Genomic DNA, 11,665 nt, shown 5'->3' on the forward strand with positions numbered 1-11,665 from the left:
TTGTTCCACCTTCTCAGTAAACTCTACGAGCGCACCAGCGTCGTCATCACCACGAACTTGAGCTTCAGCGAATGGGCCAGCGTGTTCGGCGATGCGAAAATGACCACCGCGCTACTCGACCGCCTTACCCACCGCTGCCACATCCTGGAGACCGGCAATGACAGCTATCGGTTCAAGGCCAGCTCGGAGACAGCGAAAAAGAAACGAAAGGAGACAGCAGCATTGACGCCATCATGACGCAAAGAACATAACAGCTGGGTGGGTCAAGTCTCGGTGACAATGCCGGGTCAGTTCTCAGCGACAATCAACACCTCATCGGCAGCTTGATCGGCCTGCATCGGAGACGAGGCTTGTGAGGCGCGTTGCAGCAAGAGCCATTGATTCAGGTCCTTTTTTGGAGCTCTCTCGTTGTGTTCGCGGGCAACTCCCCTGCCTTACGGTCATGAGATCGACGAGAGAGCGCCGTTTCCGTCCGAGCTTTCCCTTTTTCGGTCCCTGTGGCAGGTTTCCGGCCAAAAGACTTAAAGGTGGGGCGCTATGAGTTGGGCACTTTTTATCGATGAATCCGGGCAGGATCAGCGGCAATCGCCATATGAAGTCCTTGCTGGGATCGCCATTGAAGACCGAAAACTCTGGCGGCTGATACGGGATCTTTCCGATGCACAGGAGGAGATTTTCGGTCTGCGTCTCTTCGAGGCATATGGCAGCGAGGCCAAAGCTCAGAAGCTTCTCAAAAAGAAGGTCTTCACGCATGCAGCGCAAATGCCACCGTTTCCAGCCGATCAGCGACGGACCCTTGCACGCGAGATTTTGCAAGACGGCACTGCCGTCAGCCGCGAGCGCCTGACGGCCCTGGCACAAGCGAAACTCGCTTATGTTTGCCGTGCGCTAGATATCTCTCGCAAAGCGAAGGCACAGGCTTTTGCATCCATTGTTCCCCAGACCGCGCCTCGCCCCGCTGGAGGTATGTTGCGCAAAGACTATGCCTATCTGTTCGAGCGGTTTTTCTACTTTTTGAACAGTCAGCCGGAAGATCCGATGGGATACGTCGTTTTCGACGAGCTGGACAAAAGCGCAAGCCATATCCTCCTGACTCAAGTGTCAGAGTATTTCCTGAAGACCAACAAAGGCCGAACCCGGTCACGTCTGATCATTCCCGAGCCGTTTTTCGTTCACAGCGATATGACCACAATGGTCCAAGTTGCTGATTTGATGGCCTATTTCATCAGTTGGGGTGTGCGGTTGAACGGCATGCACGCGCAGCGGCGCCCCGAGCTCGATGATCTTTCTCGCAAAGTTATGCGTCTTCGGTTTACCCAACACACGCCCGGGGGTTACACGAACTATGGGTTCAAAATCATCAACGACCTGAGAGCAGCCGTCGACCAATAAAAAAGGCAATGCCGTCGCCAGCAAAGCCTCCGAGGAGAGAGATAGCACCAGCAGATCGATTTGTCCAGTTCGGCAACACCGTTCGATGTTCTTACGCCACTTTAAGGCCTTGATTTATAGTCCTAAAATTATTTTCTACTGGTGCGGTACGCCCGTGTTTCAATGTCAGTCATTGGTATGTTCAGGGGGCGTCGCCTGCGGCGATCAGCTCTAGTCGGCCTCGCCGACCGGAGCCTAGGGTCTCCGCCCATACGGGTCACGATCTTCGCCCAAAACGTCCTTGTGCCACGTCACTTTGGCTTCCGTTTCAGATTCAGGTTGGTCGACGAGCACGAGCATCGCAGCGCTTCAGGCGGGCCATGTCGAGGTGTCACATAAAGCCAGCCCTGGCATTCCGGACATTTGGCACAGTCAAGGAGATCCTGAAGAGCTTTCACGACTGGCGCGAAGTCGTTTGCAGTGAAGTTGGCCCAATCATTGAAGTGAACCGCCCGATTGATCGCCCAATCCTCTTCACCCTTGTGAGTGCTGGCCTCTTTCAGCTTCTGTTTGCGCGCTAAGGCGTCGGTCTTTTGAGAGCCATTGTTCCAGGATTGCGCAGCATCTGCTGCTTTCCCTAGCAGCTCTTTCAGTCGAAACATGGCGCTTGGAAGCAAACTTCCCATGTCATAATTATTGTCAGCCCGAAACCCTGTCTGAGCTGCCAGCTGATCTGCAAGCAAGCGAGAAACGAATTCCATATGGCGCCGCAGAATGGGTGCCGCAACTTCGACCCTGTCCTTGGCCAGCTCAGCTTCAATATCAGCCCACACGTCCGGATTGGCCTCCACAACCGGCCCGGTCTCCACAGACCAGCTGTCAAATGCGATTGAAGTCTTGCGGGTCACCAATTTGGCCGACCGCATTTGCTCTGCCCAAACTTTATCATGCGTGGCGATCACAAACTGGGTGTCGGGAAACTCCGACATCAGCAGTTTGCAGAACTGATATCGGTGATCCGCGTCGACGGACATGACGACATCATCGAGTAGGGCGACCGAAAATCCATCTCCGAGCAGTCGCTTCATGAGAGCCAGATACAGGCATACGCCCATTCCGTCCTGATGGCCTTCGCTGTGAAACGCCCCCGGTGGAAACAGACCGCGTTCGTAGAAATTGACGTCAAAGTCGAGACGACCTTCGGTCGCCTTCAAGCGTGCCACGAATTTCTGTTCATCGCCATCATTGAGGACACGGTAGAACTTGCTGAAATCATCTTCGACTGCGTCATAAAGCGCGTCGAGTTCTGTTTCCATTGCGCTGCACCAAGCCTCATAGGCCACCTCACTGGCCTCGCGGGCTTTCTTGGCGTCAGTCTCTACTTTCCGTGCCTCACGGTAGTCGTGAAACCGCTGATCCGCGTTGATCAGAAAGCTTTGCGCTTCAACCGTTGCTGTCTGATCAGGCTTGGCCCGCACCGCTTCCGTGAACTCGGACAACGCCACTTCGAACCCGCGCGGCATCCCAGGCCACCCCGCTTCAAGCCGATCCTTGAGAGCCAGTACATCGGAAAACTGCTTCAGTTTCTCCTGTAAAGAGGCCAAGTCCTTGCCCCAGGCTTCAATCTGCGCCAGAAAATCTGCCGCCTTCTCAGCTTTTGCGATGCGATGCGCTTCCAACAGAAGCGCTTTCAGGTTTGCCACCTCAGACGACAAAGCACCGGCGTCATCCATAAGATTTTGCTGCACCTCTCCGGCCGTCTTCGACTTTTCCTGTTTCGCGTGCAAATGCGCCAGCAGATGCGCCTCATCCGGCCATTCATGGTCGCACATCGGACATTCAGGTCCGTCGACGAGTTTCAAACCTTGAGCCACCAAGGCGCGCTGGTGCAACGCGATCAACAGTTGCGGGTCGTTTTCCAGTTTTTTGATATGATCCAGGAGACGGGTCGCTGCTGGCGTTTCCAGTGTTGGCAAGCCATCGATCGCATCCTTGAGCTTCGTTAGCTCAATCAGCGCCGCGGCGGTGTTGAGCGGCTGCTCTGACGACGGTTCAGCTAGGCCCTGGTCAAGTTTGGTCTCTGCCGTGACCTCGTCAAGAACCGGCAATCCAAGCAGCTGCCGATTTGGGTTCACGGCTCCCATGACATCGGAGGCTGAGAGAGATGACAGGCCGAGATGCTGAAGCAGGGTGTTACGCTTGTTTTTTGTGTCTTTTTCAGCCGCTGTCGCCGCCCGGTTGAGCTTGCCAAATGCCGTGTTTAACACAGACCGGGTTTGACCAAGGTCGTCGATCTTAAGGATTGCCTGAATTTCCTTGGATCGCTCTGTCGGTTCGACAAGGATGAACTTCAAAATCTCCCGTCGGGCGAGCGTAATCTCCGGATGGCTCGCCACGTCCTGCAGGACTTCGACGATAGCCGCGTCATTGGGCTCTATCTTTGGTTTCTTTGGCGCTGAAACGCTGCGCGTGAGCTTCGCCGACTTTCCAAGGGTTGGGAAGGTCAGTTCAAGTTCGACAAACGCTGCATCCGGGAAATTGATCCGATCAACATGCGGCGCATGGTCTCCGATGCTCAGCCCCTTGGTACCGCGCCCTGTCAGGCGGCCGATCTGCCCGGTCAGACCAAACTCTATCGCATCAATCACGCCGCTCTTGCCGGATCCGTTCGGGCCTGACACGGCAAATGTCTTGCCATCGAGGTCGATGTCGAGTTTGCGAATGCCCCTGAACTCTTCGATGTGGGCTGAGAGGATTTTGATCACAGAACCTCTCCCCCATCCGGCAGAGAGAAGATGTCGACCAGCTCGTCTGCCTTGGTCTTCTTGTCATCCAGAAGGCAGTCTTTCAGCTTTTCGATCTTGGCAGAGTCAAAGGTTTCATTTGCCTCTAAAGTCTCAATGAATTTTGCGACCACCGCCGCCTGCAGGGACGCCATGCTCTTAACTCCTAGGGCTTGCCGCGCTTTTCATACCAGCTGTGGCAGAATTTGATGAAATGGCGCGCCGGATGCTTGGGCTCGATCTCTTCGCGTCCGCACCATGCCCTCCACTCCTGCTCGATCATCCGCACGTCCCAGCCAGGCGCAGCGGTGCGAGCGTCATGGTAGGCTTCAGGATCGAGCGCCCCTTCGTAGATTTCGACAACAGGTACCGGAACTGTTCCCTTACTGCGGAAGACGACGATGTTACCCTCCAGGAAAGGATCGTAATCCGGGAAGTGATCGTGCTGCTCAGCATCCGCGATGATGTTGTTGACCAGGCGCTTGAACTCTTTAGCCGACGACTGCGAGCCGCATTTCAGGCGCAGCTTTTCCAAACCAATGCGCCATTCAGCTGACTTCCCACAGTGTTTGCGGGCGATCTCATACATCCGCCGCTCTAGCGGTTTCTTCAGGCGGAAATAATCTCGGCTGATCGTCAGCACTTCCTTAGCCTGAATGGCATTGAAGACCCAATCCGACAGTGTCACCTGGACTTCCTGTAGCACCCCATCGACATCGCGGCGCACCGTCTTCGCGCTTTCCACCAAGCCAAACACGTTCCACTGCCGCTCATCACCGGTGTGGATGTTTGTTTTGATTGTCGTCCCCCGCAGTCGCTCAAGAGCCTCTTCGGCCCGATTATATGCGCTGCCCCCTGCCGGCTTGCCGGTTGCAACGATATAATCGCTCACCTTGAAACTTACCGTCTTGGAGACTTCACGGCCGTCATTCAGTGCAGCAATAAGCTGCGAGATACAAAAAATGAGAATGTCACGATCAAAAACCGTTGCCATTCCCTTCGCTGACGGTGAAATCTCGATGTAATTTTCGCCGTTCTCATAGCGGCGCGTCTGATGGTCTGGCTTCTTGGAGATCGAGAAAACCGGATGCTCCATACCGGCCATGTCGCTCTTTGGCGCTGCATCGAAGATATCGCAGATGAACAGATCCGGCTGCTGGAACCGGTCTGGCAGCAGCGGGTTCGCTAACCGCTTCACTGGCTTATCACCCACCTCAGTCACCATACTGGCCTATTACCCACCGATTCTCTCTGTCTCTGGCTTATCACACACTAGTGGCTTATCGCCCACCAAGTCAATCCTTTGGCTTATCACCCACCAAAACCCCTATTTAGCTGGCTTATCGCACACTCGGCCAATGGCTGAGCCAAAATGATCAATGAATACATGCCAGTGGCTTGCCACACACCGAACGCTGGCTTATCGCACACCCTTTTGTTGGCTTATCACCCACCGCACATTTTGTAAGCTATTGATATCATGCATTGAATCAGAACAAATTTATCCGTAACCCATTCATATAACACAGATTTAACACACACTGATCGGCTATACGTCCAACCAATGATTTGTGCGAAGAGACATAGAGCAACGAAATGCTTAGAAGAATTGGTGCATTTTCATCAATTGAGTCACCCAGAGAAGCCTTGGAACGATCAGCAAACTTGAATTTAACCCCCAGTATCGTATATCTATCTGGCTATGACCAAGACGATGCAAACAGCGATACTGACCACAGTGAACGCTCCGTACCAGACGATGCTGGATGCGGACGCTCTCGCGTTGGCCATTTCGCAGCACGACATCAAGCTTGCACAAGTGGGGTCGTTTTTGACCGAAACCCCGGTCGACGCACAGATCGCTTTCGCCGAGGCTTTTGGCATTTCGCCATCGGAACTCGCGGCAACCGCAACAGAGTTTGCGAACTGGTCCGGCCAGCCCGTCGCCCTGGCTGCTTAGGCGTGGTTTCGGCCGCGTCCCGATGGCGCGATCTTATCATGGAAGCCTTCAGCATTATTGATCGCGTCAATCACGACGTACAGATCTTGGAGAATTGGTCATTCGGTGGTGGTACCGCAATGATGATCCAGATTGATCATCGCGAGAGCCATGATGTCGACCTCTTCCTCGATGACCCCCAGTTGTTGCCCTACGTGGAAGCGACCGTTGCCGAGATGCAGTTTTCCATCGGCGAAGCGACCTATAACGGAGACGGGTCCGGCCACCTTAAGATCGCTTTCGACGGTATCGGCGAAATCGACTTTATCGTCACCGGCCATGTCACAGACACCCCGACCATCGAAACACAAATCGAAGGCCGGCAGGTCTCGCTCGAAACCGTTCCAGAAATCGTCGCCAAGAAAATCCGGTACCGTGGGTCGCGCATCCAACCGCGGGATATCTTCGACGTTGCAGCAGCAGTGACATCCGGGCAGTCCGACGAGATCCTTGCTGCATTGGCAACCATTCCCGGCCACGTTCACATCGCAATCCAACAGATTGAAAAGCTGTCAGAAGATTACATCTCCAACAGCATCTCACAGCTGGCTCTTCGGGACACCTCCGCCGGTCTCGTAAAAACCGCCCGCGACATAGCCCTCGAGACACTGCGAAAGGTCTGACATCTCTGACAAGTCTTTCAGAGACGAAGATACAATTACGTCAAGGGCCCTCCCCTCCACATACATCGACGATCCGCTTTGGTCAGGTCCCGACCAGAATCGAGGTCCCATCCGAGGCACGATCTTTGCGCCGGAGTGGCCTATCACACTCCTTGAACGTGACTTCGCAAACCGAAAGACGGGGCCGAAGCCCCACCCCTTTCGTCTAGGTTTCAGCACCTGCCGCATCGTCTGCCCTGACAGCAAGATCGATGACGTGATGAACCAAAAAAGCCTCAATCAAGGACAGCGCATATTCACTGTCGATTGGGAGCATGTCTGGGCTGAGATGATGATTGTCGACATAGTCTTCAGCATCCCAAAGCGCCCGCGTATCCCTCGGATTGTCCGGCTCAATTCGGCGCACAACCATTTCGAAGGTGCTGTTTGCCAGCGAGATCGCCTCCCTCCGATAGGACGCGTCTACAGGAAGGGAGGTGATTTGATACCCCGTTCGAGGTAGTGCATTCGGCTTTGGTTTTTGCGCTTCATAGTCACGGATCAACAAGCCCCAGCTCGGATAGCCTTCCTCTTTGGCGATGCGTTCCAGAGCACGGTTCAAAGGAATGTCGTCTTCGCGACGAATGAGCCTCGCCTTGCATTTCAGTTCATTGATGGGTGCAGAGAGGTTCATGTGAGTTTCTCCTATTGCGAGCAAAAATTCACAATCCCTCCTCATGTGAGCGCTCGAACAGAAAAAGCTCTATTGCAAACCCTGCATGCTGAATACTTTCCCAACGGAGGGGGGAGGCTGGGGCGTCAGCCGTGTCCTGAGAATAGGAACCCACCGGCTGCCCTTCAACCCGAAAGCGAAGGAATGATTGTTTGGCCGCGGTGTCAGCTAGATCTTTGTCCAGTCGATCACGCCATGGTCTTTGACATGGTCAACAGCTTCAAAGCTGACATAGTCCCCGAAAATCACCATGTTGCTGCCGTCATGCCGCGCGTTTGGCACCAATAGCGCCGAGGGATCTGCTTCATCCTCTGAGCCTAGGAAATGCGCAGCCTCGCCGATCTTTTGGCAAGCTTCATACTCACCTTCCCGCTTAAGATAAGGCAGCTTTCCGTATGTCGCCGGATCAATCCCAAGACCGGCCAGGAATGACATGTCGGTTAGGTCGAGAACGCCATCGATCTTCACCTGTAGCTCATGCAGCCGGTACTTGATTTTTGAAGGTGCAATCGGCTGGCCCCGCGCGACATGATAGTGCATCTCCGCAAGCGCCCCTTCCCGGCTCATCGAGGTGTAGAGGACCTCAAATGTGCCGTCATCCCACCGGTTGCCGCCTGCAAAGAAAAGCGTCGGGTCCCGCCCGTCGCGCGTAACGCGCCACAGGCGGCCTTCATATGCCTGGGTCGCTAGTCCTTCCAGAGCATCGATGAGTGTGTGATCTCTGGGACCTTCGATCATGTGTTACAGATATCCGTCAGTGTCCAGACGATCGAGCACGCGGAAGATCTCCACCACCTCGCCATCATGGATCAAGTCAATGGCCCGCTGCCCTTCGAGCTGCGGATGGCGCGCGTATAGCCAAAGACGAATTTCGTCATTGGAGTAGTAGTCTTCCAACCGCCTCACAACATAGATGAGGTCAGACAGAACTCGCTCGCTGGTTGGCTGAGGTCGCTTCGTCCCATTTCGCCAGCGAGAGACTGTGGCTTTGGAGACATCTGTGACATTCGCAATGTCTGTCCCGTTCAAACCACCGATAGATTCAAGATCTGATATGCTCCTTGCAATTGCTGTAGTTGTCATCTCTCCGTTCCAGTCTGGTTGAGTGGAGTGCTTCGACGCAAATCGCCGATCGCCCTCACCGTCGCCCCCTGTTCCGTACGTTCTTGAGCAAGATTTTCATATGTCCCCCTGAGTTTTTCTGATTGCGTGCTGAATTTGACGAGCCGCGCGCGCAGCTTTGTCAGATCCACTTTTTTGGCCTCGGCAATCTCTGCCTTTGGATTCAGCTTTGCGGCCTTGTTCGCTGTGGCAACGACCTCGCGCATGCGCTTATCGGCAAAATGGTCTGGCCGATTGGCGGTCGGAATTGCGTTGATCTCTTCCATGCGGCGCTGCGCATCATAGACATTGAAACGGCGCGGATCGCGACGAATGTCCTCTACCCCGTTTGGCAACACCGTCCGGTCATTGGGCAGCAACGCTGATTTCGCGCCATGCGCCGACATCAGCACATCCAGCTCCGCACTTGTAAATGTGCATCCAAGTGACGACACACCAATGCGGGTTGCCCGTCCACCGGGCTTGTCCTTGTCGCGTTCTTCGGGCGGTTCCGCCCATTTTGTAGTTGTGAAGGACGTTTGTTCCCCAAAGCCATGTGCAATGCCTGAGACGACATTCATCGCCGCCAAGGACTCTGCCGACAATCCACCCATATAATCCATCACAATCGGTTTCCCGATATTGTGCCAACGGGACAGCGTGCGCACGAGACGCTGCGCATTCACCGGCCCAAGAGCTTTGGACATCGATGCCCGCACCCAGAGATTGTCATAAGGCAGATCCGACAGGTTCGGCATCATCTTCGATTGGAAGCTCTCATCCATAAAGTCCGTCAGCCGCGCGGCCACGAGATAGTCTATCGCGATTGACTTTCCGCCTTCTGAATCAAGCGCGCGCCGCAACAGCAAACAGGCGTCATGGTCGATCGCCTGCCAGCCTTCAAAACTGGGATCGGCAAGATAATGCGACGGTGACAAGACGGCACTGACGCCATGTTTAACGGCACACCGCGCAATGGCCCCATAGATATCGGTCGGGTGACGGTCCCGAAACACATCTGGCGCAAGCGGTACGCCCCGTGTCTCAGGTGCCCATGGGGCGCTCGAGGCCAGTCCTGCACATTTGCGTCGCGCAGAGAGCTCGATGGTGCGCGGATCAAGGACTATCTCTGCACCAAGGCCCTGCAGAACCTGAATAATGTCTTCCTGAAAGCCGATTTTCGAACCATCCAGCACAAAGCGCTTGCTCTTGATCACGCCCGCAGCGGCCAGTTCAGCGACCTTTCGGTAACTCGTTTCCCCCAGGCGGATGTAATGCGCCACAGGTTGAAAGACGGAAGCTTGCTTTGGAAATGCGATAACGCTCATGATGTGACCTTTCTGTTTCAGAAACTAATTCCGTGAAACGCAAAAGTCAATCCAGTCTTCTTAGCAGGCCGCCCGCGCTTCAGCGTGGGCGGCTTCTCTTTCGGTCTGACACTGCGTGAATCCTTCTGGAATTCGGCCAATCCTACGCCCGAACCATGACACATCGGCACGTGCCCGCAAGGGCTTCGCTCTTCTTCACTGCGTTGCGACCCTGCGGGTGCAGACACGCGTCTCTGTGTGTCACTTGGACTTCGTCATTACCCGTAAGCAAAAGGAGATCACTATGACAAAACTGATGAAGAAAATCCGTGCCACCCTACGTAGCCTCGGCGACAAAGCTAAAGTCACCATTAGCGTTGCCCTGTCGATACCTGGCTTCCTCAAAGTCGAGGTTGAGTACGAAAAGACGCTGGTACCGCCGGATCAATCAGATCCTGCTTAGCCGCTCCGGCCCGCGCTTTTGGGCGGGCTTTTTGCAGCAACGCCCAGCAGGCGCACCAAAGGCGTCGGAGAACCGTCTGTATAGGGAACACTCAGGAGGACCGCGTTTTTCCAACACTCTTGGGAGGCCAAAATTTGGCTCTCAAATCCGCTACGCTTTGGGCACAAGGGTCTCTTTTGGCCAGTGAGCTTCCCAACACTACGCCACTTAGCCCAGTCAGGCGAATAACACGTGTGTGAAGAGTCATCACAATAATATCATTGGCCAAAACCCGATTCGCTCGTGCGTATTAGCTGGTTTGGACTCTCGTCAGGAAAAAAGGGTTCAAAACATGCATCAACCGTCTCAGACACCAATCTTCTGGACCATCGTGTTTCTTACCGTCGCCTGTGGTGTAGGCGCGGGCGCCACCGCTGTCTACACCGCAGTGAATGGATCAAGCCAAAACATGGACCAGCTCTTCGCAACACTCTCCCATCTGTTCTCCGGTGGCATCGGCGCCATCTTCGGGGCCCACGCCGCAAGCTTGAGTGCGCGACCACCAAGTGCGCCGGCAAAAGATGAGCCAGGCACATGACCCCCGTCAGACGACGAGCATCTACCTATGACGACCTGGCGGAAGAGACGTTTGACGCACGGAGCGCGGCATCGCTTGCGCGCGCCAAAACCTTGTCACCCAATTCCCGGCAGTCGCAAACAGCGCTACGTCTGCAACAGCACAGCGTAGGATGCTGCTTGGTCCCGGATCAGCTCGTCAACCATATCGGTGGTCAAACGATGAGGATCGTAAACTGCCCTCACAAATCCAAAGCCGTCGCATTCGGTCTCGTGGCGCAGCAACGTGCCTACCCAGCCAAACAAACGGATCATGGCAATGAACCCGCCAGTATCCGAGGGCAATGACCGCGGCCACTATTTGTTAAACTCGCACACGAACCCCTGACACCTCAAACACTGCAGCGCAGAAGCAACCTCTCCGCTGAAAACAACCTTCTTCACTGAACCCCTGAAAACCTTCCCCTACCCCGCTGTCGATCTGAGCACATTGCAGGCATACATGCCAATCTCAGCACCGTCGGCACCATAGGCAATCATCGTCCCCTCCAGCATTCCCTGACCTTCCGGGACTTCCATGGCCTCTACCCTAACCTGATCATCAATCTCCTGAAACTTCGTCAATGCCGCGGCATGGCAGGCGGGTTCGTTCCCAAAACTCATATCAGTTGCAAGCTCCGCACCTGTTTCGAAGTTGAAAACGACAATGATCAGTAAAACCTTCATCATGCGCGCCTCTCTGAAGCGAAAA

The 11,665-nt window shown here is 54.7% G+C and carries 14 protein-coding genes; 5 read left to right on the forward strand and 9 right to left on the reverse strand.

Features of this window, described 5'->3' with window-relative positions:
* Positions 1-237, forward strand: a 237-nt coding sequence (locus NANH_RS0101095) for an ATP-binding protein (protein ID WP_027260380.1), incomplete at its 5' end; no start/stop codon positions are given.
* 300 nt (positions 238-537) lie between these two features.
* Positions 538-1,392, forward strand: coding sequence for a DUF3800 domain-containing protein (locus NANH_RS0101100; RefSeq protein ID WP_027260381.1), 855 nt, complete (start codon positions 538-540; stop codon positions 1,390-1,392).
* A 290-nt stretch (positions 1,393-1,682) separates the two neighbouring features.
* Here NANH_RS0101100 and NANH_RS0101105 read toward each other — a convergent pair whose 3' ends face one another.
* The 3 genes from NANH_RS0101105 to NANH_RS0101115 are packed head-to-tail and all read right to left on the reverse strand — an operon-like array spanning position 1,683 to position 5,367.
* Positions 1,683-4,136, reverse strand: a complete 2,454-nt coding sequence (locus tag NANH_RS0101105) for an AAA family ATPase (RefSeq protein WP_027260382.1) — start codon at positions 4,134-4,136, stop codon at positions 1,683-1,685.
* Entirely contained in the window at positions 4,133-4,309 is a 177-nt protein-coding gene (locus NANH_RS28265; protein WP_154665550.1) for a hypothetical protein, read from the reverse strand. The genes NANH_RS0101105 and NANH_RS28265 overlap by 4 nt, the downstream gene beginning before the upstream one ends.
* A gap of 11 nt (positions 4,310-4,320) precedes the next feature.
* Complete coding sequence (locus tag NANH_RS0101115) at positions 4,321-5,367, reverse strand: replication initiator protein A (protein WP_245601349.1); 1,047 nt, start codon at positions 5,365-5,367, stop codon at positions 4,321-4,323.
* Positions 5,368-5,856: 489 nt separating this feature from the next.
* Here NANH_RS0101115 and NANH_RS0101120 point away from each other — a divergent pair, with 489 nt between their 5' ends.
* Both NANH_RS0101120 and NANH_RS25095 read left to right on the forward strand, forming a co-directional pair.
* Positions 5,857-6,114, forward strand: a complete 258-nt coding sequence (locus NANH_RS0101120) for a hypothetical protein (RefSeq protein WP_036049162.1) — start codon at positions 5,857-5,859, stop codon at positions 6,112-6,114.
* A gap of 38 nt (positions 6,115-6,152) precedes the next feature.
* Positions 6,153-6,776, forward strand: coding sequence for a nucleotidyl transferase AbiEii/AbiGii toxin family protein (locus NANH_RS25095; protein ID WP_036049165.1), 624 nt, complete (start codon positions 6,153-6,155; stop codon positions 6,774-6,776).
* Between the two features lie 205 nt (positions 6,777-6,981).
* Here the strand turns inward: NANH_RS25095 and NANH_RS28845 are convergent, their stop codons facing one another.
* The 4 genes from NANH_RS28845 to NANH_RS0101145 form a co-directional block, all read right to left on the reverse strand.
* Positions 6,982-7,449, reverse strand: coding sequence for a P-loop NTPase family protein (locus NANH_RS28845; RefSeq protein ID WP_051372188.1), 468 nt, complete (start codon positions 7,447-7,449; stop codon positions 6,982-6,984).
* 207 nt (positions 7,450-7,656) lie between these two features.
* The gene (locus tag NANH_RS0101135) at positions 7,657-8,226 is read right to left on the reverse strand and encodes an RES family NAD+ phosphorylase (protein WP_027260385.1); all 570 of its coding nucleotides are present in this window, start codon (positions 8,224-8,226) and stop codon (positions 7,657-7,659) included.
* Positions 8,227-8,229: 3 nt separating this feature from the next.
* Entirely contained in the window at positions 8,230-8,571 is a 342-nt protein-coding gene (locus NANH_RS0101140; protein WP_036049168.1) for a hypothetical protein, read from the reverse strand.
* Positions 8,568-9,917, reverse strand: a complete 1,350-nt coding sequence (locus NANH_RS0101145; RefSeq protein WP_027260387.1) for a hypothetical protein — start codon at positions 9,915-9,917, stop codon at positions 8,568-8,570. The genes NANH_RS0101140 and NANH_RS0101145 overlap by 4 nt, the downstream gene beginning before the upstream one ends.
* 283 nt (positions 9,918-10,200) lie before the next feature.
* Here NANH_RS0101145 and NANH_RS0101150 point away from each other — a divergent pair, with 283 nt between their 5' ends.
* Complete coding sequence (locus NANH_RS0101150) at positions 10,201-10,359, forward strand: hypothetical protein (RefSeq protein ID WP_154665551.1); 159 nt, start codon at positions 10,201-10,203, stop codon at positions 10,357-10,359.
* Positions 10,360-11,061: 702 nt separating this feature from the next.
* Here NANH_RS0101150 and NANH_RS28770 read toward each other — a convergent pair.
* On the reverse strand, positions 11,062-11,229 hold the full coding sequence (locus NANH_RS28770; RefSeq protein ID WP_161631355.1) for a hypothetical protein: 168 nt from the start codon (positions 11,227-11,229) through the stop codon (positions 11,062-11,064).
* A gap of 150 nt (positions 11,230-11,379) precedes the next feature.
* Positions 11,380-11,643, reverse strand: coding sequence for a hypothetical protein (locus NANH_RS0101160; protein WP_027260389.1), 264 nt, complete (start codon positions 11,641-11,643; stop codon positions 11,380-11,382).
* Positions 11,644-11,665: the final 22 nt, after the last annotated feature.

The organism is Sedimentitalea nanhaiensis DSM 24252, from assembly GCF_000473225.1.
GTDB lineage: Bacteria > Pseudomonadota > Alphaproteobacteria > Rhodobacterales > Rhodobacteraceae > Sedimentitalea > Sedimentitalea nanhaiensis.